General features: G+C 71.4%; 24 protein-coding genes and 1 riboswitch. Of the genes, 12 read left to right on the forward strand and 12 right to left on the reverse strand.

What is annotated here, in order from left to right; translation table 11 throughout:
- The first annotated feature begins 32 nt into the window (after positions 1 to 32).
- The gene (locus tag AB0J55_RS11395) at positions 33 to 1,079 is read left to right on the forward strand and encodes a LacI family DNA-binding transcriptional regulator (RefSeq protein WP_364246172.1); all 1,047 of its coding nucleotides are present in this window, start codon (positions 33 to 35) and stop codon (positions 1,077 to 1,079) included.
- Here AB0J55_RS11395 and AB0J55_RS11400 read toward each other — a convergent pair.
- Together AB0J55_RS11400 and AB0J55_RS11405 are read right to left on the reverse strand one after the other, a co-directional pair.
- Positions 1,022 to 3,928: a glycoside hydrolase family 3 C-terminal domain-containing protein gene (locus tag AB0J55_RS11400; protein ID WP_364246174.1), complete on the reverse strand. Its 2,907-nt coding sequence runs from the start codon at positions 3,926 to 3,928 to the stop codon at positions 1,022 to 1,024. The two genes, AB0J55_RS11395 and AB0J55_RS11400, sit on opposite strands and share 58 nt — an antisense overlap.
- Positions 3,925 to 5,619, reverse strand: a complete 1,695-nt coding sequence (locus AB0J55_RS11405) for a discoidin domain-containing protein (RefSeq protein ID WP_364246177.1) — start codon at positions 5,617 to 5,619, stop codon at positions 3,925 to 3,927. Before AB0J55_RS11405 ends, AB0J55_RS11400 begins: the two co-directional genes overlap by 4 nt.
- A 465-nt stretch (positions 5,620 to 6,084) precedes the next feature.
- On the opposite strand from AB0J55_RS11405, the gene AB0J55_RS11410 reads away from it, so the two are divergent.
- Positions 6,085 to 8,295, forward strand: a complete 2,211-nt coding sequence (locus AB0J55_RS11410; RefSeq protein ID WP_364246179.1) for a discoidin domain-containing protein — start codon at positions 6,085 to 6,087, stop codon at positions 8,293 to 8,295.
- On the opposite strand, the gene AB0J55_RS11415 is transcribed toward AB0J55_RS11410, so the two are convergent.
- Both AB0J55_RS11415 and AB0J55_RS11420 read right to left on the reverse strand, forming a co-directional pair.
- The gene (locus AB0J55_RS11415) at positions 8,197 to 9,732 is read right to left on the reverse strand and encodes an FAD-dependent monooxygenase (protein ID WP_364246182.1); all 1,536 of its coding nucleotides are present in this window, start codon (positions 9,730 to 9,732) and stop codon (positions 8,197 to 8,199) included. The two genes, AB0J55_RS11410 and AB0J55_RS11415, sit on opposite strands and share 99 nt — an antisense overlap.
- Positions 9,729 to 10,691, reverse strand: a complete 963-nt coding sequence (locus AB0J55_RS11420) for an MBL fold metallo-hydrolase (RefSeq protein ID WP_364246184.1) — start codon at positions 10,689 to 10,691, stop codon at positions 9,729 to 9,731. Before AB0J55_RS11420 ends, AB0J55_RS11415 begins: the two co-directional genes overlap by 4 nt.
- Before the next feature lie 96 nt (positions 10,692 to 10,787).
- On the opposite strand from AB0J55_RS11420, the gene AB0J55_RS11425 reads away from it, so the two are divergent.
- Positions 10,788 to 11,318 (forward strand): MarR family transcriptional regulator, encoded by a 531-nt coding sequence (locus AB0J55_RS11425; protein ID WP_364246187.1) that lies wholly within the window; start codon positions 10,788 to 10,790, stop codon positions 11,316 to 11,318.
- Here the strand turns inward: AB0J55_RS11425 and ribA are convergent.
- Positions 11,315 to 11,926: a GTP cyclohydrolase II gene (gene ribA, locus AB0J55_RS11430; protein WP_364248159.1), complete on the reverse strand. Its 612-nt coding sequence runs from the start codon at positions 11,924 to 11,926 to the stop codon at positions 11,315 to 11,317. The two genes, AB0J55_RS11425 and ribA, sit on opposite strands and share 4 nt — an antisense overlap.
- A 332-nt stretch (positions 11,927 to 12,258) precedes the next feature.
- On the opposite strand from ribA, the gene AB0J55_RS11435 reads away from it, so the two are divergent.
- On the forward strand, positions 12,259 to 12,891 hold the full coding sequence (locus AB0J55_RS11435; protein WP_364246190.1) for a LysE family translocator: 633 nt from the start codon (positions 12,259 to 12,261) through the stop codon (positions 12,889 to 12,891).
- A gap of 30 nt (positions 12,892 to 12,921) precedes the next feature.
- Here the strand turns inward: AB0J55_RS11435 and AB0J55_RS11440 are convergent, their stop codons facing one another.
- Positions 12,922 to 13,980 (reverse strand): cobalamin-independent methionine synthase II family protein, encoded by a 1,059-nt coding sequence (locus AB0J55_RS11440; RefSeq protein ID WP_364246193.1) that lies wholly within the window; start codon positions 13,978 to 13,980, stop codon positions 12,922 to 12,924.
- A 253-nt stretch (positions 13,981 to 14,233) separates the two neighbouring features.
- On the opposite strand from AB0J55_RS11440, the gene AB0J55_RS11445 reads away from it, so the two are divergent.
- Both AB0J55_RS11445 and AB0J55_RS11450 read left to right on the forward strand, forming a co-directional pair.
- Complete coding sequence (locus AB0J55_RS11445; RefSeq protein ID WP_364246196.1) at positions 14,234 to 14,497, forward strand: DUF3040 domain-containing protein; 264 nt, start codon at positions 14,234 to 14,236, stop codon at positions 14,495 to 14,497.
- Positions 14,498 to 14,512: 15 nt separating this feature from the next.
- Positions 14,513 to 15,538, forward strand: a complete 1,026-nt coding sequence (locus AB0J55_RS11450; protein WP_364246199.1) for a DNA polymerase IV — start codon at positions 14,513 to 14,515, stop codon at positions 15,536 to 15,538.
- Here AB0J55_RS11450 and AB0J55_RS11455 read toward each other — a convergent pair.
- Positions 15,535 to 16,182, reverse strand: a complete 648-nt coding sequence (locus AB0J55_RS11455; protein WP_364246202.1) for a TetR/AcrR family transcriptional regulator — start codon at positions 16,180 to 16,182, stop codon at positions 15,535 to 15,537. The two genes, AB0J55_RS11450 and AB0J55_RS11455, sit on opposite strands and share 4 nt — an antisense overlap.
- Before the next feature lie 89 nt (positions 16,183 to 16,271).
- Between AB0J55_RS11455 and AB0J55_RS11460 the strand changes: the two genes are divergently transcribed.
- From AB0J55_RS11460 to AB0J55_RS11485, 6 genes are all read left to right on the forward strand, one after another.
- On the forward strand, positions 16,272 to 17,162 hold the full coding sequence (locus AB0J55_RS11460) for a diiron oxygenase (RefSeq protein WP_364246205.1): 891 nt from the start codon (positions 16,272 to 16,274) through the stop codon (positions 17,160 to 17,162).
- Between the two features lie 53 nt (positions 17,163 to 17,215).
- Positions 17,216 to 17,668, forward strand: a complete 453-nt coding sequence (locus AB0J55_RS11465; RefSeq protein WP_364246208.1) for a hypothetical protein — start codon at positions 17,216 to 17,218, stop codon at positions 17,666 to 17,668.
- Positions 17,659 to 17,868, forward strand: coding sequence for a hypothetical protein (locus AB0J55_RS11470; protein ID WP_364246211.1), 210 nt, complete (start codon positions 17,659 to 17,661; stop codon positions 17,866 to 17,868). Before AB0J55_RS11465 ends, AB0J55_RS11470 begins: the two co-directional genes overlap by 10 nt.
- The gene (locus AB0J55_RS11475) at positions 17,865 to 18,347 is read left to right on the forward strand and encodes a GNAT family N-acetyltransferase (RefSeq protein WP_364246213.1); all 483 of its coding nucleotides are present in this window, start codon (positions 17,865 to 17,867) and stop codon (positions 18,345 to 18,347) included. Before AB0J55_RS11470 ends, AB0J55_RS11475 begins: the two co-directional genes overlap by 4 nt.
- A 31-nt stretch (positions 18,348 to 18,378) precedes the next feature.
- Positions 18,379 to 18,456, forward strand: a riboswitch (S-adenosyl-L-homocysteine riboswitch).
- A gap of 81 nt (positions 18,457 to 18,537) precedes the next feature.
- A complete protein-coding gene (gene ahcY / locus AB0J55_RS11480; RefSeq protein ID WP_364246216.1) occupies positions 18,538 to 19,998 on the forward strand; it encodes an adenosylhomocysteinase in 1,461 nt (486 codons plus the stop codon).
- Positions 19,999 to 20,119: 121 nt separating this feature from the next.
- Positions 20,120 to 20,275, forward strand: coding sequence for a hypothetical protein (locus AB0J55_RS11485; protein WP_004559113.1), 156 nt, complete (start codon positions 20,120 to 20,122; stop codon positions 20,273 to 20,275).
- Between the two features lie 313 nt (positions 20,276 to 20,588).
- On the opposite strand, the gene AB0J55_RS11490 is transcribed toward AB0J55_RS11485, so the two are convergent.
- The 5 genes from AB0J55_RS11490 to AB0J55_RS11510 all read right to left on the reverse strand — a co-directional run bounded on the left by AB0J55_RS11490 (position 20,589) and on the right by AB0J55_RS11510 (position 24,089).
- Positions 20,589 to 20,798 (reverse strand): hypothetical protein, encoded by a 210-nt coding sequence (locus AB0J55_RS11490; protein ID WP_364246220.1) that lies wholly within the window; start codon positions 20,796 to 20,798, stop codon positions 20,589 to 20,591.
- A 107-nt stretch (positions 20,799 to 20,905) separates the two neighbouring features.
- Positions 20,906 to 21,790, reverse strand: coding sequence for a Ku protein (locus AB0J55_RS11495; RefSeq protein WP_364246222.1), 885 nt, complete (start codon positions 21,788 to 21,790; stop codon positions 20,906 to 20,908).
- Between the two features lie 74 nt (positions 21,791 to 21,864).
- Entirely contained in the window at positions 21,865 to 23,091 is a 1,227-nt protein-coding gene (locus AB0J55_RS11500) for a styrene monooxygenase/indole monooxygenase family protein (RefSeq protein WP_364246225.1), read from the reverse strand.
- A 22-nt stretch (positions 23,092 to 23,113) separates the two neighbouring features.
- The gene (locus AB0J55_RS11505) at positions 23,114 to 23,740 is read right to left on the reverse strand and encodes an ATP/GTP-binding protein (protein ID WP_364246227.1); all 627 of its coding nucleotides are present in this window, start codon (positions 23,738 to 23,740) and stop codon (positions 23,114 to 23,116) included.
- Entirely contained in the window at positions 23,715 to 24,089 is a 375-nt protein-coding gene (locus AB0J55_RS11510) for a DUF742 domain-containing protein (RefSeq protein ID WP_364248161.1), read from the reverse strand. The genes AB0J55_RS11505 and AB0J55_RS11510 overlap by 26 nt, the downstream gene beginning before the upstream one ends.
- Between the last annotated feature and the right edge of the window lie 6 nt (positions 24,090 to 24,095).

The raw sequence follows: 24,095 nt of genomic DNA on the forward strand, positions 1-24,095 counted from the left end.
CACAGGGCTTGCCACCCCTGATCGGAGGACGGATGCGCGTCACGATCGCCGAAGTCGCCCGCCGCGCGCGGGTGAGCAAGACGACCGTGTCACGAGTTCTCAACAACAAGGCCGACGTGGACGCCGCGACGGCGATCCGGGTGCGCGAGGTGATCGCCGCGACCGGGTACATCCCCAGCGCCGGCGCGGTCGGGCTGGCCCGCGGGGTGACGCGCACGGTCGGGATGCTGGTGCCCGGGCTGACCTGGCCGTGGATGGGCGAGGTGCTGCAGGGCGTCGCCGACGTCGTGGAGTCGAAGGGCTACGGCCTGCTGCTGTCCACCGCGAACCGCGGCCCCGATTCGCTGGAGGAGTTCTCGCGCCAGGTGTCGGCGAAGGCGTTCGACGGACTGCTGCTGGTGGAACCGCCGGATGCGGTGCGGCACCTGCGGGTGTTACACGACTCCGGGCTGCCGGTGGTGGTGATCGACGACCGCGGCCGCCGCCCCGCGTTCCCGTCGGTGGGGACGGACAACCGGCAGGGCGGCGCCATGGCGGCCCGGCACCTGCTGGGAACGGGCCGGACGCGCCTGGCCACCGTCACCGGGCCGCGGGACTTCGGCTGCACCGCCGACCGGCTCAACGGCTTCAACGAGGCCGTCCTCGACGCGGGCCTGACCCTCGACTCGCGGCTGATCATCGAAGGCGACTTCACGAGCGAAAGCGGTGAAGCGGCGATCCTCCAGCTGCTGCACTCCGGCCCGGAGTTCGACGCGGTCTTCGCGCACAACGACCTCACCGCGGCGGGCGTGCTGGCCGGCCTCCGCAAGGCCGGCCGGTCGGTGCCGGGGGACGTCGCCGTGATCGGCTTCGACGACATCCCCCTCGCCGCGCACACCCAGCCGCCGCTCACCACGATCCGCCAGCCGCTGCGGCAGATGGGCGAGACGGCGGCCGGGCTGCTGCTCGACCGGCTGGGTGGGGCACCCCAGCCGGCCGAGCCGGTGATCGTCCCGATCTCCCTGGTGGTCCGCGAATCGACTCAGGAGACGGTCAGCGCCGCCGAGAGCGGGACGTTGCGCGAGGAGTCCCCGACGTAGACGCGGTACTGCCCCGCGTTGGTCGTCCACGAGCCCGTCCAGTGCGCCAGGTCCCGCGGGGTGAGCGGGAACGACACCTGAGCGCTCTGCCCGGGGTTCAGCTGCACCTTCTTGAACCCCTTCAGCTGCTTCGGCGGCTCGCCGTTACCGGCCGGCTGGCCGACGTAGAGCTGGACGACGTCCGCGCCCGCCCGGGTGCCGGTGTTGGTCACCGTCGCCGTCACGGTCGCGGTGCCGTTCGTCCCCTGCGGCGTGACGACCGGGTTCGAGAACCCGAACGTCGTGTACGACAGGCCGAACCCGAACGGGAACAGCGGTTCCAGGTTGCGGCTGTCGTACCAGCGGTAGCCGACGTTCAACCCCTCCGAGTACTCGATCCGGTCGTTGGCGCCCGGGAACTGCTGGACGTTCGCCGTGGGCAGGTCGGCGAGCTGCTTCGGGAAGCTGACCGGCAGCTTGCCCGACGGGTTGACGTCGCCGTAGAGCAGCGACGCGATCGCGTTGCCGTTCTCCTGGCCCGGGTACCAGCCCTCGATCACCGCCGCGACCTTGCCCAGCCACGGCATGGTGACCGCCGAACCGGTGTTGAGCACCACGACCGTGCGCGGGTTGGCCGAGGCGACCGCGTCGATCAGCTCGTTCTGCTGGTGCTGCAGGTCGATGCTGTCGAGGTCCTGGGTCTCGGACTCGCCGTAGCTGGCGAACACGACGGCGACGTCGGCGGCTTTCGCGGCGTTGACCGCGCCCGGGATGTCCGGCGTCTGGACGTGCTCGCCCGCACCATCCACATAGGACACGCTGACCCCGGACCCGGCCCGCGCCCTGATGCCGTTGATCGGGTTCACCGACGCCGGTGACGGGTTGACCTTGGCGCTGCCGCCCCCGATGTTCTGCGGGTCGATGGCGTCGCCGCCGGACAGGGCGATCGACTTGACCGACGAGCTCAGCGGCAGCACGCCGGTGTTCTTCAGCAGCACCGCCCCGGCCGCGGCGACGTCCCGCGCGGTGGCGACGTTCGCCGCGCTCGTCACGACCGACTGCGGGGTCCCCCGCCGGGCCCGGTCGAAGAGGCCGAACCGGAACATCTGCGTCAGCACCCGCCGCACCATGTCGTCGACGCGCGCCTGCGTGACCTCGCCGCGCGAGACGGCGTCGAGCAGGCCCTGGCCGAAGAACGCGCCGCCCGGCATTTCCAGGTCCAGCCCGCCGTTGGCCAGCTGCCGGGCGCCGCCGGTGGCCGAACCCCAGTCCGAGCCGACGAACCCGCCCCACCCGGCGTCCTGCTTGATCGCGGTCGTGAGCACGCCGCTGTTCTGGCAGGCCGGGACGCCGTTGATCTGGTTGTAGGCGCACATCATGGACGCGACCTGGCCCTGGCTCGCCACCTGCTGGAAGGCCGGGAGGTAGAGCTCGTGCAGGGTCCGGTCGTCGATGATGACGTTGTCCGACGGCGTCCCGCGCGAGGCCCCGGCTTCGACGTTGTACGCCGCCGCGTGCTTGGCCTGCGCCATCACCCCCTGGCCCTGGATGCCCTGGACCGTCGCGGTCCCGGCCGCCCCGGCGAGGTAGGGGTCCTCGGCGTAGGTTTCGAAGTTGCGGCCCCAGCGCGGGTCGCGGACCAGGTTGATCGTCGGGCCGAGGGCGATGTCGACGCCCTTGCCGGCGAACTCGGCGCCCATCGCGCTGCCGTACCGGTTCAGCAGCGCGGTGTCCCAGGTGGCCGCGGCCGTCACCGGCGCCGGGAACTGCGTGACGCCGTCGAGGCCGTCGCCGACCCCGGCCGGGCCGTCCTGCAGGCCGAGCGCCGGGATGCACAGCTCGGGCACGGCGTCGGTGTTGCCGATGTACGGCCCGGTCGCGCCGTTGCCGTGCAGCACCTTCACCTTCTGCTGCGGCGTCATCACGGCCATGAGCTGGTTGACCCGGTCGGCGACCGGGGCCGTCGAGCCCGCCCACGGGCAGCCGGTGGGCGGCGGCGGCCCGCTGTCGGACGTGTGCACCGCGAACTCCCACAGCGAGACACCCCACTGGGTGGCCCGTGCGGTGGCGTTCAGCCGGACGTACCGGGCGGTGCCCGAAACGGCCGGGTGCTCGGTGCCGCCCGCACCGGTCACGGTCGCCGCGGTCGTCCACGAATTCCCGTCGGCGGACAGCTGGATCGTGTACGCGCTCGCGTAGGCCGCCTCCCAGGCCAGGTCGACGCCGCAGACCGGGCGGGTGCTCCCGAGGTCGACCTGGATCGACTGCGGGTCCGCGGCCAGGCTCGACCACCGCGTCCCGAGGTCGCCGTCGAACGCCGCCGACGCCGGGAAGGCGTCCGACTGCACGCTGGACGCCGTCGCAGGCTGCCGCAGGGCGGCGTTCGCGCTGCTGCACGCCTGGGCGGTGCCGTCACCGAAGACCTGGAACTCCCACAGCGACACGCCCCACTGGGTGGCGCGCTGGGTGGTGGTCAGCCGGACGTACCGGCCGCTGCCGGACACCGGCAGCGTCTGGGTGCCGCCGGTGCCCGTCGTGGTCGAGTACACCGTCGCCCACTGGTTCCCGTCGGCGGACGCCTGGAGGGTGAACGCCTTCGCGTACGCCGCTTCCCACTGCAGGACGACCTGGGTGAGCGCGTGCGCCGAGCCCAGGTCGACCTGCAGCGTCTGCGGGTCGGCGGCCAGGCTGGACCAGCGCGTGCCCGGGTCGCCGTCGACCGCCGCGCTCGCGGGGAAGGCGGCGTTCTCGGTGGAGGACGCGGTCACGGCGTGCCCTTGCGACAGGAGCGCAGGCGCCGCCTGGGCGGTGAGCGGCGGGACGGCGAGCAGTCCCAGCGCGACCACGGCCCCGAGGACGAGCCGCTTCACTGGTACACCCGCACGTAGTCGATCACCATGTCCTGCGGCAGGACGGTCCCCGCACCCGGCGGGCCGGGGAAGTCCCCGCCGATGGCGTTGTTGAGGATCAGGAAGAACGGGTGGTCGTACACCCACGGCCCGCGCGTGCTCTCGACCGTGTCGCGGTTGATCGTCTCGAACGCGGTCCCGTCGACGGAGAACGTCATGTGGGTGGCGTCCCAGTCGAGGCCGAAGCGGTGGAACCCGGCGGAGACGTCCTGGCCGAGGTCGAGCGGGGCCCCGATGCCGCCGGCGCCGTTGTACGCCGGGGCGTGGATGGTCGAGTAGGCCAGGTTCGGCGACTTCCCGACGTGCTCCATGATGTCGATCTCGCCGCAGTTCGGCCACGGCGTGCCGCTGAAGAAGTTCGCCCCCAGCAGCCAGAACGCCGGCCAGAGGCCCTGCGTGCCGGACACCTTGATGTTCGCCTCGACGTGGCCGTAGGTGAAGCTGAACTTGCCCGCGGTGTTGATCCGGCCGGAGGTGTACTGGCAGGTCGTGCTGCCGCTGACCGGGTCCCGCGGGCAGGCGCTGCCCGGCGTGGCCTCGCGGCGGACCTGGATGACGAGGTTGCCGCGGCCGTCCTGCTTGGCGTTGTCGTTGTTCGTGTAGTACTCGAGCTCGTTGTTGACACCGGGGCCGGTCTCCGCGGTCCATTTGCTCGCGTCGGGGGCCGCGCCGGCAGCGCCGTTGAACTCGTCGCTCCAGACGAGGGTGCCCGGGAAGTGCGGGGCGGGCGGCGCGGGCGGCGGCGGGGTCGGGTTGCCGCCGGTGCCGTAGACGTCGAAGCCCCACAGCGAGTAGCCGTAGCCGTTGGAACGGGCGGTGCCGTACATCCGGACGTACCGGCCGGAACCGCTGACGGTCAGCGTCTCCTTGAAGCCCTTGCCCGTGGTGGTCGAGTAGATCGACGTCCAGTTCGCGTTGTCGTTGGACACCTGGATCTGGTAAGCGACCGCGTAGGCCGGGTCCCACTGCAGGACGACCTGGTGGATCGTCGCGGCCGCGCCGAGGTCGACGGTGATCCAGCCCGGGTCGACCCAGCCGGTGGTCGCGCTCGTCGCCCAGCGCGTGGCCGGGTCGTGGTCGAACGCCTTCGCCGGGAGGCAGCCGGGGCAGGCGCCGTCGTCCTGGAAGGAGGACGCCGTGCCGGGCTTGCCGTAGGACAACAGGACGTCACCGGGCGGGGTCGTGCCGCCCCCGCCGTAGACCTGGAACTCCCAGAGCGAGTAGCCGTACTGGGTGGCCCGCTGGGTGCCGGTCAGCCGGACGTACCGGCCGCTGCCGCTGACGTTCAGCGTCTGCGTGCCGCCGGTGCCGGTGGTGGTCGAGTAGAGGGTGGTCCAGGCCGTGCCGTCGGCGGACGCCTGGAGCGTGAACGCCTTGGCGTAGGCGGCTTCCCAGCTCAGCACGACCTGCGTCAGTTGCTGGGCCGAGCCGAGGTCGACCTGGAGGGACTGCGGATCGCTGAACGCGCTGGACCAGCGGGTGCCGGGGTCGCCGTCGACGGCGGCCGAGGCGGGGAAGGCGGCGGATTCGGCCGAGGACGCCGTCACCGGGCGGCCTTGGGAGAGCAGGACGGGCGCGGCCTGGGCGGCCGGCGCGGGGGACAGGGCGGCCAGGATCAGGACGAGGACGGCGAGAACCCGGGTTCCCGTCATGCGGCGTTGCATGGGCACCTCCACGGCGAACCGGCGCCGGGGCGGCCTTTGCCCCGGCGCGGATCGGCTCACGTGGTCTCCGGCGCGGGTGTGGGTCCCGGCCGTCGGCACGCTCTTAGTTCAAGATATAAATAAAGAGCCGTAAAATGTCAACGGCCTGGCGCCCGATACTGGTCCGGGAGAACGAATCCGGCGCGGATCCTTGACGCAGGCGAACTTCGCGCTGTTAACTGCCATCTCACCGACGGAACCGGTTCCGTGACCGCCACCGGGACGGCTCCGCCGCGACCAGCACCTTTCGGGCTGGCCGGTCCGCGCTCACCCCTGCTCCGGTTTCCGCTCCTCCGGCTCACGGCGCCGGGCGGGGGCCCGGGCGCGGACCCGCCGCACCACCCGACGCCGGCGCGAGCTGTGGGGCTCCGCCGGCCCGCTTTCGCACGTCCTCCCCCGATCACAGGCAGGCTCATGAGATCGACGACGCTCTCCCCCCTCCACCGTCTCCTCGTCATCGCCACCACCTTCGTCACCGCGGTCACCACCGCGGCCGTGGTCGGCTCCGCACCGGCCCAGGCCGCCGCGTGCGGCAGCACGAACCTCGCGCAGGGCCGTCCGGCGACCGCGTCGTCCACCGAAAACGGCGGGACGCCCGCGTCCGCCGCGGTCGACGGCAACTCCGGCACGCGCTGGTCCAGCGCGTTCAGCGACCCGCAGTGGCTGCAGGTCGACCTCGGCTCGGCCCAGCAGCTCTGCGACGTCGTGCTCAGCTGGGAAGCCGCGTACGCCCGCGCGTTCAGCGTGCAGCTGTCCAGCGACGCGAACACCTGGACCACGGCGTACTCGACGGCCACCGGCACCGGCGGCACGCAGACCGTGGCGTTGTCCGGCACCGCGCGCTACCTGCGCGTCACCGGCACGCAGCGGGCCACGCAATACGGCTACTCGCTGTGGGAACTGGCCGTGCACGGCACCGGCGGCAGCACGATCCCGCCGACCGACCCGCGCAACCCGGACTTCGGACCGAACGTGTCGGTGTTCGACCCCTCGACCCCGGCCGCGACGATCCAGAACCGGCTGACGCAGATCGCGGACCAGCAGCACACCAACCAGTTCGGCAACGAGCGCTACGCCGTGCTGTTCAAGCCGGGCACCTACAGCGCCGACGTCAACCTCGGCTTCTACGAGCAGGTCGCCGGGCTGGGCCTGTCGCCAGACGACGTCAACCTCAACGGCCACGTCCGCGTCGAGGCGGACTGGCTGCAGCAAGGTGACAACCCGAACAACAAGGGCAACGCGACGCAGAACTTCTGGCGGTCGGCCGAGAACCTGTCGGTGACGCTGCCGGCCGGCCAGGTCGAACGCTGGGCCGTCGCCCAGGCCGCGCCCTACCGCCGGATGCACCTGCGCGGCAGCCAGATCCAGCTGTGGAACGGCGGCGACGGCTGGGCCAGCGGCGGCCTGATCGCCGACAGCAAGATCGACGGCGTCGCCGTTTCCGGTTCCCAGCAGCAGTTCCTGACCCGCAACAGCGAGCTCGGCGGCTGGCAGGGCGGCGTGTGGAACATGGTGTTCGTCGGCTCCACCGGCACCCCGCCGGCGTCCTTCCCGAACCCGCCGGAGACGGTCGTCGGCCAGACGCCGGTGATCCGGGAGAAGCCGTTCCTCTACGTCGACGGCTCGGGCAGCTACAACGTGTTCGTCCCGGCGCTGCGGCAGAACTCGGCCGGGACGAGCTGGGGCCACGGCGCCCCGGCCGGGACGTCGATCTCGCTCAGCGAGTTCTACGTCGCCCACCCGTCCGACTCGGCCGCGACGCTCAACGCCGCACTGGCCGCGGGCAAGCACCTGCTGGTGACGCCGGGGGTCTACCACCTCGACCAGGCGCTGAACGTCACGCGCCCGGACACCGTGGTGCTCGGCCTCGGCCTCGCGACCCTGATGCCCACCAACGGCACCGCGGCCATCACGACGTCCGATGTGGACGGCGTGAAGATCGCCGGGCTGCTGGTCGACGCGGGAGCGGTGAACTCGCCGGTGCTCGTCCAGATCGGCCAGCCGGGGTCGAACGCGAACCACGCGGGCGACCCGACGTCGCTGCACGACGTGTTCTTCCGGATCGGCGGCGCCGCCGTCGGGAAGGCCACCCAGACGCTGGTGGTGAACTCGAACAACGTCATCGGCGACCACATGTGGCTGTGGCGCGGCGACCATTCGTACGGCGTCGGCTGGAACGTCAACACCGCGGCCAACGGCCTGGTCGTCAACGGGGCGAACGTCACGATGTACGGCCTGTTCGTCGAGCACTACCAGCAGTACGAGGTGCTGTGGAACGGCAACGGCGGGCGGACGTACTTCTTCCAGAACGAAATGCCGTACGACCCGCCGGACCAGGCGTCCTGGTCCAGCGGCGGCGGACGGCAGGGCTGGGCGGCGTACAAGGTGGCCGACTCGGTGACCAGCCACGAAGGCTGGGGGCTGGGCAGCTACTGCTTCTTCAACACGAATCCGTCCATTGTGGCCAGTCACTCGTTCGAGGTGCCGAACACCAGCGGGGTCCGGTTCCACAACCTCGTCTCGGTGTCACTCGGCGGCGTGGGCACGATCGCCCACGTCATCAACGACGCGGGTGACGCCGCGAACACCGGGCACCAGGTGAGCCCGCTGGTCTCCTACCCGTAGCACGGCGGCGACGTACGCGTCCGGGCGGACCAGCCAGGCTTCGCCCGGACGCGCACCCAGCGCCCCGCCCAGCGGGATCTCCGCCGACCGCAGCCCCTCGGCCCGCACACCCGGGGTCGTGAGCATCAGGAACCCCTGCCGGGCCAGGTCACGCAGCCGTCCACTCGCGACGGTGACGTCCGGGAGCAGCACCCCCGGTCCCGGCGGCGGCAGCGCACCCCGCGGCGGCCGTCCCGCGAACGGCCGCCGCGGATCCGGTGTGGTCAGCGGCGAATCCGCGTACCAGAACGGTTCCGCCAGCCGGCCCGAGTCGACCTGGGCGCAGGCGGCCGGGTCGTGCGCCGCCCGCGTGAGGACGTCGAGGCGGCGACGGTGCTGTTCCTCGTCCTGGGGCACCAGGAAGTCCATCGTGGCCGTGGTGACGGCCGCGTTCTCCACGGCCGCCGCGTGCCGCTCGGTGTGATAGCTCTCCAGCAGTTCCTCCCCCGCGTCGCCGCGCAGGACGGCGGCCAGCTTCCAGGCCGCGTTCTCCGCGTCGGCCACGCCGGAGTTGAGGCCGCGCGCGCCGAACGGCGCGACCAGGTGCGCGCAGTCCCCGGCCAGCAGCACGCGGCCGACGCGCATCCGGTCGGCCAGCCGCGTGTGGAAGCGGTACACCGAGCGCCAGAGCACCTCGTACGGCCGGTCGCCGATGATCGCCCGGATCCGGTGGTCGAGCGCCCCGCCCGATTCTTCGGCCGTGAGGTCGTAGTCCTCCGGGACCTGCCAGTCGATGCGGAACTGCGAGCCCGGGCACGGGTGGATGAGCACCTGGCGGCCCGGGTTCCACGACGGGTCGAAGTAGAACCGCCGTTCGGCCGCCCAGCCCGGCAGGTCGGCGCGGATGTCGCAGATGAGGAACAGGTCCCGGAACGACACCCCGGCGAGGTGCTGGCCGAGCGCCCGCCGCACGGTGTCGCCGCGCGCGCCCGCGCAGGCGATCGCGTAGTCGGCCTCGATCCGGCGCGGCCCGTCCTTGGTCTCGCAGTGGATTTCGACGCAGCCGGGCTGGGTCAGGCCGGTGACGCGGTGGCCGCGGCGGACGTCGATCAGCGGCTGCCGCGCGATGAGCTCGTCCAGGACCTCCTCCACCCGGGCCTGCGAGAGGTTGACGAACGGCGGCAGCGCGGACCCCGCGTCCGGCAGCGTCAGCGAAAACAGCTCGCGGTCGCGGTGGAACGTCCGCGCGGTCGTCCACGTGAGACCTTCCTCGGCGAGGCACCCCGCGCCGAGCGACGCCCAGACGTCCAAAGTGTCCCGTTGCTGGCAGATGGCCTTGGACCCCACGGGGTCGCGCACCTCGTGCTCGTCGACGAGCACCACCGGTACGCCCCAGCGCGCGAGCAGCAGCGCGGCCGTCTGGCCGACCGGGCCGCTGCCGAGGACGGCGATGGTCATCCCTGGAGCTGGTCCCAGACTTCGCGGTCGCGTTCGGCCGTCCAGACCACCGGCCGTTCGATGCCGCCCAGTTCGTCCCAGAGCCGCGAGACGTCGAAGGGCAGGCAGTGTTCGAAGATCGGCCAATGGCCGTACTGGTCGTTCAGGGCCGCATGGGTGCGTTCGAAGGCTTCCTTGAGTGTGCCGCCGGAGTCGCGGACGGCGCCGACCTCGCGCAGCATCGTGGTGAGGAAGTGCCGGGTCTGCGCGATGGCCGCGTCGACCGCGTCGCGGCCACGGCTCACCCCGCCGCGGCCGCCGATCAGCGTCTCGGCCCCGAAGGCGGCCACACGGTCCAAAGTGGACGAGGACCAGTCGCGGTGGAACGCGTCCCCGGTGTACAGCGCGGCTTCGGCTTCCACGAGGTCACCGGCGTAGAGGATCTTCTCGCGGGGCAGCCAGGCGACGATGTCGCCCTCGGTGTGGCCGCGGCCGCAGTACTGCAGCACGAGGTCGCCACGGTCGCCGCCGAGGTCGATCGTGAGCCGGTCGGAGAAGGTGAGTGTCGGCCAGGTCAGCCCCGGCACCGATTCGGCGCCCTTCGCCAGCCGCGGCATCCGGCCGAACTCGCTCTCCCAGTCCTCCTTGCCGCGCTCGGCCACCAGGGCGCGGGTGTTCTCGTGCGCGACGATCACGTCGGCGTCGAAGGCGGACGCGCCGAGCACGCGCACGGCGTGGTAGTGGCTGAGCACCAGGTACCGCACGGGTTTGTCGGTGTGCTCACGCAGTTTCGCGAGCCACTCGCCTGCCGCGACCGGCGTGGCCAGCGCCTCGAAGCAGACGAGGAAGTCCTCGCCTTCGATCGCGCCGATGTTGGGGTCGCCCTCGGCGGTCAGCGCGTAGACGCCGTCGGCGAGGACTTCCAGGGTCTGCGCTTTCTCCGCCAGGTCGGCCGAAGAGGCGAAGGCTTTCTTCGTCACGGCGAGCGCTCCTTGATCGTCAAAGGATTGACTACTTCGGGTCAGGCTAGCTCCGCCGGCCCCCGCGCGGAACCCTCTTTCGCCTAACCTGGCCGCATGACCGACCGACCGGCCGACCTCGACTACCTCTCGTTCGTCGACTACGCGATCGGGAAGACGCAGGCCGAGCTGCCCGCGACCGACCCGGTGGCGATGCGCCTCGGCCTGACGCTGCACCGCCTGGCGGGCGCGCTGGTCTACGACTGGGAGTCGACGGTCCACCGGCCCCGCGGCTGGAGCTGGGGTGGGTTCCGGGTGCTGTTCGTGCTGTGGCTGGCGGGCCCGCTGGAGTCCCGCCACGTCGCCCGCCTGGCCGGGATGAGCCGCGCGGCGGTGTCGGCGCTGGTCAAGACCCTGGAACGGGACGGCCTGGTGACCCGCACCCAGGTCCCCCACGACCGCCGCGCGGTGCAGCTGGCCCTGACGGAGGCGGGCCACACGGCGGTGACCGACGCCTACCAGGAGCACAACACGCGCGAGCAGGCCTGGGCGGCGTCCCTGACCCCTTCGGAACAGCACACGCTCATCGGCCTGCTGGAGAAACTCACCACCGGCCCGGCCGCGGCGGCCGCCCAGCGCCTGGCCTAGCTGGCGAGGCCGGGCAGGGTCAGCGTGTGGCCGGTCTGCTCGGCCTTCGCGCGCAGGTACCGGACGTTGTTCTCGGTCGCGAACACCCCGGTCGGAACCCGGTCGCGCACGGCGATGCCGGCCGCCCGCAGCTGCGCGGCCTTGTCCGGGTTGTTCGACAGCAGATCGACCCGGTCCACCCCGAGCGCACCCAGCATCTGGGCGGCGACGGTGTAGTCACGGGCATCCTCGGGCAGGCCGAGCGCGGCGTTCGCGGCGTAGGTGTCGAGGCCGCCGTCCTGCAGGGCGTAGGCGTCGAGCTTGTTGTACAGCCCGATCCCGCGGCCTTCCTGCCGCAGGTACAGCAGGTAGCCGCCGGCCTCGGAGATCCGCCCGACGGCCTCGGCCAGCTGCGGGCCGCAGTCGCAGCGCGCCGACCCGAAGACGTCCCCGGTGAGGCACTCGGAGTGCGGCCGCACGAGCGGCACGTCACCGGGCGTGCCCAGCACGAACGCGAGGTGCTCACCACCGTCGGCCAGCCCGCGGAAGGTCACGGCCTCGGCGTCGACGGCGGGTCCACCGCCGAGCCGCAGCGGGATCCGCACCCGCGTCCGCACCTCGGCCGTCATGCCGTCACCCCTGGAGTCACCCACAAGATCGACCCTACACGAAGTTCAAATTCGAACATCGAAACCCGGTCTCACCCCGATCCAGCGGCCGACACACGTGCTTGAGCAGCCGACACGCGTGACTGGCAGGTCGACACGCGTGACTAGCAGGACGACACGACGCCACCGCACCCCGCACACCGTGTCGACCCCTCAATCACGCGTGTCGACCCCTCAATCACGCGTGTCGACTCCTCAATCACGCGTGTCGACCCTGCAATCACGCGTGTCGGCTGCTCCGGCACGCGGGTTCGGCCGGAAAACCGGTCGCGGCCGGGTCCTATCCTCGGGTCATGCTCCCTGGGACCACCGCCGCCTCGTTCCTGCTGGTCGTCGTCCTCGGGGCGATGTCGCCCGGGCCCGACTTCGTCGTCGTCACGCGCTCCGCGCTCACGGGAGGGCGGCGGGCCGGGATGGCCGCCGGGCTCGGGATCGCGCTCGGGGTCTTCGCCTGGGTCGTCGCGATCGCCCTCGGGGTCGCCGCCGTGCTGACCGCGTCCGCGATCGCCTTCACCGTCGTCAAGCTGGCCGGGGCCGGTTACCTGGTCTTCCTCGGGGTCAAAGCCTGGCTGGCCGTGCGCCGCGGTGAGTACCGGGATCTCGGGGAGACGCCCGCGACCGGACGGCTCCGGGCCGGCGCCGCCTTCCGGCAGGGGCTGGTGACCAACCTGCTCAACCCCAAGGTCGCCGTGTACTTCCTCGCCCTGCTCCCCCAGTTCCTCCCCGCCGGCGGCGCCACCCTGCAGACCCTCGAACTGGCCGCCATCGCCACCGCCGGCACCGTCGTGTGGTTCGTCACCCTCGCCGTCGTCGTCGGGGCGCTGAAGCGGTTCTTCAGTGCCGGCCGCGTCCGCCGGGGCCTCGACGCCGTGCTGGGGAGCGTGCTCGTCGCGCTCGGGCTGAAGGTCGCCGCCGAAACGGCGTGAGCCCGGGACACGGGCCCACGCCGCCGACGCTCAGAGGGCTTCGGAAGCCAGGCGCGTGCCCTCGACCCGTGCCGTGATCTTCGCGAACGCGATGTCGCGCGAGGTCGACGTGTCGTCGGCGAACGGCGAGAACCCGCAGTCGTCGCAGGTGCCGAGCCGCTCGGCCGGGACGTACTTCGCCGCCGTCAGGACCCGGTCGCGGACCTCTTCCGCCGTCTCCACCCGCGGGTCGATCGGGTCGGTGACACCGACGAACACCCGCTGATCGGCCTTGAGGTGGTCGGCGATCACCCTCAGCGCGCGCTCGGGGTCGGCTTCGCTGGCCAGCTGGACGAAGAAGCGGCCGGCCTTCAGGTCGAACAACGCCGGCAGCAGGCCCGCGTAGTCGACGTCGAGGCTGTGCACGGAGTCCTGGTCGCCGCCCGGGCAGGTGTGGACGCCGATCTTCGCGCGTTCCTCGGCGGTGAACCGGTCGAGCACGGCGTTGTTGAGGTCGACGAACTGCCGCAGCAGCCCGCCCGACGGGTCGAGCTTCAGCGACAGCCGCCCCTCGGTGAAGTCGATCTGGACGCTGTCCGCGCCCGCTTCGAAGCTGCCCCGGATGTCCGCCTCGGCCTCGTTCACCAGGTCCGCGATGAACTGCTCCTGCGCATACCCCTCGATCCCGTCGGCCGGGTAGATCAGCGACAGCGCCGACGCGGCGATCACCGCCTGCTTGACGGGCCGGCCGGTAAGCGTTTTCGCCCGCGTGAGGTAGGAATCGGCGTGCGTCGCGTAGCGGAACGGGCCCGCGGTGAGCCGCGGCAGCTGCCGGGTGTGCCCGTCGGCGAAGGGGATGACGACGCCGTCCGGTGCCAGCGCTTCGAGCCCGGCCAGCGGGTACGTCGCGAAGCTGGGCTTGCCCTGCTCCCCGTCGCTCAGCACCGGCGACCCGGTCTCCTCGAACCGGCGGATCGTGTCCGCCAGCGCGCGGCTCTCCAGCTCGGCGAGCGCGGCGGCGTCGATCCGCCCGGCCGCGAACTCGCCGAGACCGTCGACGAGGTAGTCCGGGCGCGGGATGCTGCCGATCGGTTCGGTGGGCAGGGTCATGAATCCTCCGCTTGCTTGAAGGTCCTGACCGGCCACGAGCACGGCAACAGGACGTGGCCGCCCCCAGCCGTCCGGCCGTGACCGGCCACGTTCACGCAGCAACTTAACGTGGCGAAGGCCGGTCACGGAGCGCGGATCACCCGGTCGGACCAGAGAAAAGCACGAAATCGGAAGGCGTTCGGCGGTTCGCGAGGAGGACGATTGGGTATTCGCTACGGCGATACGGCGGGTTCGGCGCCGAAGGAGTGCCCCGATGCTCAGTCACCACGATCGCACCGAGCTCGAGAAGATCGAGCGCAGTCTCGAACTCAGCGACCCCGACCTGGCCGCCGCGCTGCGCGACGGCCGTCGCCCGAAGTCGCGCGCGCTCCGCAGCACCTTCCTGATCGTCTTCGACGTCACCGCCGTGACCCTGCTGGTGCTGGGCCTCGTGCTGCCCGACCCCGGGGTGACGCTGTGCGGCATCCTCGCCCTCACCGGCACCGTCTGGACCCACGTGGCGCGGCACCGGATCTGAGGCAGACTGGGCGGGGTGAAGTGGGTCCTGCACGTCGACCTCGACCAGTTCATCGCCGCGGTCGAGATCGCCCGCCACCCCGAGCTGCGCGGGAAGCCCGTCGTGGTCGGCGGCAACGGTGATCCCACTGAACGCGCCGTCGTCGCGACGGCGTCGTACGAGGCCCGCGAGTTCGGCGTCCAGTCCGGCATGCCGCTGCGGATCGCCGCCAAACGCTGCCCGGACGCGGTCTTCCTGCCCAGCGACCCGGACGCCTACCTCGAGGTGTCGGCGCGCGTGATGGCCGCGGTGCGGGAGCTGCCGGTGGTGGTCGAGGTGCTGGGCTGGGACGAGGCGTTCGTCGGCGCGGAAACGGCCGGCCCCGAGGCGCTGGCGGTATCGATCAAGGACGCGGTGGCGCGCGAGACAGGGTTGTCGTGCGCGGTCGGGATCGGCGACAACAAGCTGCGGGCGAAGCTCGCCACCGGCTTCGGCAAGCCGGGCGGCATCTTCCGGCTGACGCAGGAGAACTGGTGGGACGTGATGGCGGCCCGCCCGACCGACGCGCTGTGGGGCATCGGCGGCAAGACGGCGAAGAAACTCGCCTCGCTGGGCATCGAAACGGTCCTCGACCTGGCGGGCGCGGACCCGGAAGAGCTCGCGGCCCGGTTCGGCCCGAAGACCGGCCCCTGGCTGCGGTTGCTCGGCGGCGGCATCAGCGACGCCGAGGTGAGCGCGACGCCGTGGGTGGCCCGCTCCCGCAGCCGCGAGACGACGTTCCAGCGCGACCTGACGGACCCGGCGGAAATGGCGGCGGAGGTCTCGGCGCTGGCGAAGCGCGTCGCCCAGGACGTGCTCGACGAGGGCCGCCCGGCGGCGCGGGTCGCGGTCAAGGTGCGGTTCGTGCCGTTCCTGACCCACACGCACAGCATCACGCTGCCGGAGCCGACGTCGGACGCCGCCGCGATCGACCGCGCGGCCCAGGAGGTGCTGGGGATGTTCACCCTGACCCGGGCGGTGCGGCTGCTGGGCGTGCGAGCCGAGTTCCCGCGCGCGGACTAGAGCCCCTCCGGCAGCGGCAGCGGCCGGTCCGGGTCGACCGTCACCCCGCCGGCCCGCAGCGTGTGGTCCAGCATCGCCCAGATCGTGCCGGTGAGCTGGCCGGTCAGCTGGGCCAGGCTGAGCGCGCCCGGGTGGTCGAGCCAGCGGGTGGTCGCCGATTCGACGTAGCCGACCAGGCCGAAGGCGATCGTGTCCGCCGGGGCCGGGTCGAGCCCGAAGGCCGTCAGGTAGCCGGTGAACAGCGCGCTGAGGTGGCGGGCGATCGCACCGCGGACGTCCGGGCCGCCCGGCTGCGTGCGGGTGAGGTAGCGGTGCAGGTGGGCGTGCTCGGTCAGCCAGCGCAGGTGCGTCGAGATCACCGTGGAGATCATCTCGTTCGGCGAGCCTTCGGGGTGCCAGAGCGGCGCGAGGTCGGCGGTCACCAGTTCGGCCGCGCGCTGGGCGATCGCCCGCTGGAGGTCGGCCGCGTCGTCGAAGTGCCGGTAGAGCCGGGTGCGGGCGACGCCGGCGCGCTCGGCGATCTGCTCGGTCGAGACGTCCGGGCCGTGCTCGGCGATCGCCGCCAGGGCCGCGTCGACGAATTCGGCGCGCCGCCGCTCCTGCTGGCCCGCCCAGCGCGCGGCCCGTCCGTCGACCTTGGTCACGGCGGAAGCCTACTCAGGACCGGCCGGGCGGTGTACGCTCCCGGAAGTAACTAGTACACCGCGTACCCCCTACTTTTCCGGAGGCCGCCATGGGCGTCGAGGCCCAGGACCGGGACGTCACCGCGGCTCGCCTGCTCAAGAGCTCCGCGAAGAACTCCTACGACCCGTACGTCGACATCGACTGGGACGCTCCCCTCGCCGAAGGCAAGGCGTACATGCCGCTCGAACGCGTGTCCCTCTACGGCACGGACCTCTGGGCGAGGCTGACGCCGGAGCAGCGGATCGAGCTGTCGAAGCACGAGATCGCCAGCATCATGAGCGTCGGCCTGTGGTTCGAGATCGTCCTGATGCAGCTGCTGGCCCGGTACGTGTTCGACCTGGACGCGCGCACCGAGCACGCGCAGTACGCGATGACCGAGATCGGCGACGAGACCCGCCATTCGGTGATGTTCGCCCGCACCGCCGAACGGCTCGGCGTACCGCGCTACGGCGTACCGAAGGTGGTGCACCGCGCGGCGAAGGTGTTCGGCGCGACCGCCGCCGGGCCGTCGATGTTCGCCAGCGTGCTGGTCGCGGAGGAGACCACCGACCGGCTGCAGCGCTCGATGATGGACGACGACGGCATCCAGCCGCTGATCCGCTCGGTCAACCGGATCCACGTGGTCGAGGAGGCCCGGCACGTCCGGTTCGCGAAGGAGGAGGTGCTGCGCGAAACGCCGAAGCTGTCGAAGGCGGCCCTGCAGCGGCACCGCCTGCGGACGGCACTGGTGGCGTTCGGCGTGATCGACAGCATGGTGGACGCCCGGATCTACCGCAGCGTCGGGATCGACCCGCGCGAGGGCCGCGCCGCGGCGCTGGCGAACCCCCACTTCCACGAGACCCGGCGGTGGATGGCGGAGAAGATCGTGCCGTTCCTGCGCGAAGCCGGGCTGATCGGCGGCCGCTCCGAGAACATCTGGCGGCGCGCGCACCTGGTGTGATCCCGGGGCGAAAGCCCCTACCTCAGCATCCGGTCGTGCGCGACAGTTCCCGGATGACCGCCGACTTCCCGCCGGAGCCGAAGGCCCGGCCACTGCTCACCCGGCCTGCCGTCACCGCCCTGATCGGCCTCCTCACCGGCGCACTCCTGGTCGGCGTGCCATGGCTGGTGACCAGCGGGGGCGGCGCGGAGCCGGACGGACGGCCGCTGGTCGCGCCCGCTGCACTGGGCGAACTCGGCCGGACCGAGGACGCGGTCGCGAAGATCGACAACGTCCGGGGGCAGGCCCAGATCGCCCGCGTCGAAAAGGCCGACCGGGAGACCGGTGCCCGCCTGTCGGCGGCCTACGGCGGAGCGGCCGCCGTCGTGCAGGAGTACCAGAACGCCACGCTGTTCCACGGCCTCCAGCTGACCGCCGTCCGTGCGGCTTCCCTGAACTGTTCACGCCGTACGTGGACCCCCAGGCGCTCGGCGTGGCCAAGCCGGGAACCGAGCTTGTGCGCGTAGGCGCCGTGCAGTGCCTGGTGCACAACGACCCGGCCGCCCCCGGATCGCCCGCGGACCCGAACCAGACCTACGTCATGAACTGCCAGCGCACGGGACCGGGCCTGACCGTGGCCGTCCGGAGCCTCGGCGCGGACGGCAACCGCGACCCGGCGAAAATCGCGAGCCTGCTCGAGCAGGCATGGGACACACTGAGCCGGTGATCTCCCTCCGGCCCGCCCGCGAAGACGACGAAGCCGCGCTCGCGAAGCTCGACGAGCGCACCTGGACCCCGGACGCCTCGCCCGCTCCCCCGCCCCCGGCCGGCACGCCGTTCTTCGGCGACGGCACGCGCCCCGGAGACGTCATCGTCGCCGAGCACGACGGGGTCGTCTGCGGGTACGTCCGGCTCGGCGAGGGGTTCGGCATCCCCGCCCACCGGCACGTGGTGGTGGTCGACGGGCTTGCCGTCGACCCGGACCGGCGCCGGCTCGGGATCGCGCGGCAGCTCGTCGAGGCCGCCGTGGCCGAGGCGCGGCGGCGGGGGGCCCGCAAGGTGACGCTGCGCGTGCTCGGGCCCAACGCCGGCGCCCGCCGGGTCTACGAGCGCTGCGGGTTCGCCGTGGAAGGCGTGCTGCGGGGCGAATTCCGCATCGACGGCACCGATGTCGACGACATTCTCATGGCGCGCTCGCTCGCTTGACAGCCTCGCGGCCGCTTTGCCATCCTGGTGCCGGGCCGAGAGGCGCTGCGACGGAATCCTTCCGCCACGCTCGGCCCGCCGACCACGACTCCAAGGGCGCCTCCCGTGCGGGAGGTGCCTTTTTCGTTGTCCGCAAGGACTTCCGCTGCCTCCCGAACGTCTCCCGACGATTTCCGGAGTGCACCGAAGAATGAGTGACAAACTGCAGACCCGAAACGGCCTCGACTTCGCCGTGGCCGACCTCACCCTCGCCGACGCCGGCCGCACCCAGCTGCGGCTGGCCGAGCACGAGATGCCCGGCCTGATGGCGATCCGCCGCGAATACGCCGCCGCGCAGCCGCTGAAGGGCGCCCGCATCGCCGGGTCGCTGCACATGACCGTGCAGACCGCCGTGCTCATCGAAACCCTCGTGGCCCTCGGCGCCCAGGTGCGCTGGGTGTCCTGCAACATCTTCTCCACCCAGGACGAGGCCGCCGCCGCGGTCGTCGTCGGCCCCGAAGGCACGGTCGACGCCCCGGCGGGCACGCCGGTGTTCGCGTGGAAGGGCGAGACGCTCGAAGAGTACTGGTGGTGCACCGACCGGCTCTTCGCCTTCCCCGGCGGCCAGGCGCCGAACATGATCCTCGACGACGGCGGTGACGCCACCCTGCTCGTCCACAAGGGCGTCGAGTTCGAGGCCGCGGGCGCCGTCCCGCAACCGTCCGAAGAGGACCCGGAGGAGTACCGGATCATCCTCGACACGCTCCGCGCGAGCCTCGCGGCCGACGGCGACCGGTTCACCCGGATGGCCAAGGAGATCCGCGGTGTCACCGAGGAGACCACCAACGGCGTCAAGCGGCTCTACAAGCTCGCCAAGGACGGCGAGCTGCTCTTCCCCGCGATGAACGTCAACGACTCCGTGACGAAGTCCAAGTTCGACAACAAGTACGGCATCCGGCACTCCCTTGTGGACGGCCTGAACCGGGCCACCGACGTGATGATCGGCGGCAAGCGCATCGTCGTCTGCGGCTACGGCGACGTCGGCAAGGGCGCGGTGGAGGCCCTGCGCGGCCAGGGCGCCCGGGTCGCGGTCACCGAGATCGACCCGATCTGCGCGCTGCAGGCGGCGATGGACGGCCTCGACGTCGTGGAGCTGGACGACGTCGTCGGGCAGGCCGACATCTTCATCACCACCACCGGCAACTTCGGCATCATCTCCGCCGAGCAGATGGGCCGGATGAAGCACAACGCGATCGTCGCCAACGTCGGGCACTTCGACAACGAGATCGACATGGCCGGGCTGGCGAAGCTGCCGGGCGTGGTGAAGAAGGAGATCAAGCCGCAGGTGCACGAGTGGACGTTCCCCGACGGCCACGCGATCATCGTGCTGTCCGAGGGCCGGCTGATGAACCTCGGCAACGCGACCGGCCACCCCTCGTTCGTGATGTCGAACTCCTTCACCAACCAGGCCATCGCGCAGATCGAGCTGTTCGCCAAGCCCGGCGAGTACGCCACCGACGTCCACCGGCTGCCCAAGCACCTCGACGAGAAGGTGGCCCGCCTGCACCTCGACGCCCTCGGTGTGAAACTCACCAAGCTGACGAAGGCCCAGGCGGAATACATCGGCGTCGAGGTCGAAGGCCCGTACAAGCTCGATCACTATCGGTACTGATCCCAGATTGCTCCGTTCGCCGTAGTTTGGTTTATCGGGAAAATGGCCATCCTCCCGGCGAGAGCGCATCCGCCCGGACGGCACGGAGCCGGGCCGGGTCTCATGCGAAGGAGTGTGTCAAGTGATCATTCTCGGTGTGATTCTCCTTGTCATCGGGTTCATCGTGGGCATCCCGGTGCTGTACACCATCGGTATCATTCTCGCGGTGGCCGGCGTGGCACTGGCCATCCTGGGCGGCACCGGCCGCCGGATCGGTGGCCGGGCGCACTGGTACTGATCCCGGGACTTCGCCACGGCCTGGCGCGCGTCAGCAGCACTGCTGGCCGCGCCAGGCCGTTCGGCCTTTCTGCCCACCCGGCACCGCCGGGGAAAAGGTAAGCGGAGAGAAAATTCTCTCCGAAATCCGCTTTGCCCCGCGACAGGAATCGCGAGCGCGAAGAACGAAAAGGGGTCCTCCGGCTCCGAGGGGGAGGGAGAGCCGAAGGACCCCGTTAGTGTTAGCACATCGCCAAGCCCGTGTACACAGCTGCATACACGATCGGGTTACGACCCTGACGGCTTCCTGACGCCGTGCGGGCCTGACGGGAGGCTCAGGAGGCCCGGCGCAGCAGGGGTTCGCGCGGCGCGGCGGCACAGCCGCACCCGCCGGCGATGCCCTGGCAGTCGACGATCAGCGCGTGCCGCACGCGGTCACCGTCCACGCAGGCCGGTTCGGTGCACTCGGCGGATCCGCCGTCCGGGTGGACCACCAGCGTGCCGTGGCAGTGGTCGATCCGCGCGTCACAAGAGGCGCACTCCATGTCCGCACCGCCTTTCCGCGTTCGTGGACATGCCCCACGGTAGGCCGGTACCGCGGCCGGACGCGGGAAAGCGGCGGCGTGTCGGCACGACCACCCGTCCGGGCGGCTCAGGCGGACTTCGGCGCGCGCTTGCGGGCGGCCGGCTTCTTCTTCGCCGGCTTCTCGTCCTCTTCGGACGCCGCGGAAGCCGTGGCGGCCTCCGAAGTGGACTGCCGCGACTTCTTCGCGGCGTCCACACTGGCCTGGAGCGCGGCCATCAGGTCGACGACGTCGGCCTTGGCGGTGACCGCCGCGGGCTTGGTCGTCTCGTCGCCGGCGACCTTCGCCTCGATCATCTCCTCGAGGGCCTCGCGGTAGTGGTCGTGGTACTTCTCCGGCTCGAACACCGGCTCGGCCAGCGAGTCGATCAAGGACCCGGCCATGGTGAGCTCCTGCGGCCGGATCTGCGGCGGGTCGTCGCGCAGGAACGGGAAGTCGGGCTCGCGGACCTCGTCCGGCCACAGCATGGTCGTCATCACCAGGACGTCGGCGTGCACCCGCAGCACCGCCATGCTCTCCCGCTGCCGGACCGCCACCTTCGCGATCGCCACCTGGCTCGACTTGTGCAGCGCGTCCCGCAGCACGACGTACGGTTTCACCGCGTTCTTCTGCGGCTCGAGGTAGTAGGTGCGGTCGTACTGGATCGGGTCGATCGACTCCAGCGGCACGAACTCCAGCACGTCGATGGTGCGCTGGGTGGACAGCGGCAGCTCGGCCATCTCGGCGTCGGTGATCACCACCATCTCGCCGTCGGGCAGCTCGTAGCCCTTGGCGATCTCGGCGTACGGCACCTCCTGGCCGTCGATGGTGCAGAACCGCTTGTACTGGATGCGGCCGCCGTCGGCCTCGTGCACCTGCCGGAGGGAGACGTTCTTGTTCTCGGTGGCCGCGTACAGCTGGACCGGGATGCTGACCAGCCCGAAGGACACCGAGCCCTTCCACATCGCCCGCATGCCACGTACCTCCGAGGTCGTCTTCACTCTCGGTAGTTACCGTAGCTCGGATCGCCCATCGGCGACAGTCTGATCTAGACCTCTGCCAGGTATTTCTCCCAGAGTGCGGGGTCCATGAACCAGTGCTGGAAGTCGGAGGGGTCCATGAATCCGTTGACGAACCGCTTCGCGACCGCGGGGTTCTGCCCCGCCACCCCGAGGATCTGGAGCACGTGCGGGGGCGGCGGCAGGAGCAGTGCGTTCGTCCATTCGGTGACGTGCCGGGCGTACTCCCAGTAGCGCTCGAACGTCGCCTCCATCCAGGCCGCGTCGAACGGCTGCTCGCCACGGGAGACGATCGCGTCGAGGTACGTCGCCGCGCAGTGGCTCGCGTTGTTGGACCCTTGCCCGGTGATCGGGTCGTTCGCCACGACGACGTCGGCCATGCCCAGCACGATCGCGCCGCCGGGCAGGGTGCCGACCGGGTGGCGAACCACCGGCGTGTACCCGCCGGCCAGGGCCGCCTTCGCGTCGGTCAGCTCCGCGTCGCGGCAGCGGTCGTACTCCCATGGCACGAACTGCCGCATCAGGTCGAGCACGCGCTTGAAGTGCTCGTCCGGGCCCGGGTGGTCGTCGAAGCAGTCCAGCGGCCCGCCGGGCACGCCTTCGAAGAAGAGGATGTCGCAGTTCCCGCTCAGCGTGTACGCCGGGATCATGAACAGCTCGCCGACGCCGGGGACGATGTTGAACCGCACCCCCACCTTGTCCGGGTGCTCCGGCCGCCGCTGCACCCCGCGCGCGTAGACCAGGGAAAGGGCGCGCATCGGCTTCGTGTACGGCGAGCGCTCCGGCACCCGGTCGAACAGCTGGACCAGCTCCCCCTTGCCGGCCGAGATGACCACCAGGTCGTAGAGCCGCGACAGCGCGTCCAGTTCGGACGTCATCACCCCGTGGATGACGAGCTTGCCGCCGCGGTCCTCGAACAGCTCCAGCCAGCCCGCCATCTTCACCCGCTGGTCGACCGACTGCGCCGGGTGGTCGAGCTCGGCGAACCAGTCGAGCGCGCGGCCGCCGTCCGGCGCGGCCACCGAGACGCCGAGGCCCTCGACGTTCACCGTCTCGGCCTCCCACAGGTTGATCCCGAGGTCCCGCTCGTGCTGCAGGGCGTCGTGGAACATGCACTGCGTCGACATCACCCGCCCGTGCCGGATCTCCTCCGGCGTCCGCGCGGACATCACCGTGACGTCGTAGTCCTTCGCCTGCAGCCCGAGGGCCAGCTGCAGCCCGGACTGCCCGGCGCCCACCACCAGGACCTTGCGCATGGAGCTCTTCACCTTCCGGGGTTCAGGCGTGCGGGGTGCTCACGGCGAGCTCGCGGCCCGCCGGGCCGGAGAGCACCGCCAGCGACAGCGTGTGGCCGACCAGCTCGGTCAGGGTGGCGATCGTCGACGCGCGGTCCCGGGCGTCGCAGGTCACCAGCGGGACGGCCGGGTCGAGGGCGAGGGCGTCGCGCACCTCGTCGAAGTCGTGCACCGGCTTGCCCTCGAACTGGTTGACCGCCACGACGAACGGCAGCTCCGAGTCGTTCTCGAAGTAGTTGATCGCCGCGAACGACTCGTCGATCCGGCTGGTGTCGACCAGCACGACGGCGCCGAGCGCGCCCCGGCTCAGGTCGTCCCAGAGGAACCAGAACCGCGCCTGCCCCGGTGTGCCGAACAGGTACAGCAGCAGGTCGGGACGCAGGGTGATCCGGCCGAAGTCCATCGCCACGGTGGTGGTCGACTTGCCGCCGGGCGGGATCTCGTCGATGCCCTCCCCGGCCTCGGTCATCCACGCCTCGTTGCTCATCGGCGGCACCTCGGACACCGCACCGACGAACGTGGTCTTCCCGACACCGAAGCCCCCGGCGACGACGATCTTCGCGGAGATCGTCAGCAGATCGCCCTCAGGCGGGGAGCCGCTTGAGCCCATCAAGGATCCTCTCGAGCACGTTGGTGTCGTGGTGGTAGGCGTGCGCGGTGGGGTGCACGAACACCGCCCCCTGGGCGGCGAGGTCGCCGATCAGCACCCGCACCACGCCCAGCGGCAGGTCCAGCCCGACCGACAGCTCGGCGATCGAGCACCGCGCCCGGGCGCGTTCGTAGAGCGAGCGCGACTCGGGCATCAGCGTGCCGCTCAGCGCCGGGTCGTACTCCGGCACCGACACGAGCGTCTCGACCAGCAGCTGGAAGCGGGTGCCGGTGCGGCCGCCGGTGAGCGCGTACGCGCGGATCCGGCGGCTCCGGCGCGGCAACGGGGTGTCCGGTCCGGACACGGGCATCACATC

Source organism: Amycolatopsis sp. NPDC049688 (assembly GCF_040674975.1).
Classification (GTDB): Bacteria; Actinomycetota; Actinomycetes; order Mycobacteriales; family Pseudonocardiaceae; genus Amycolatopsis.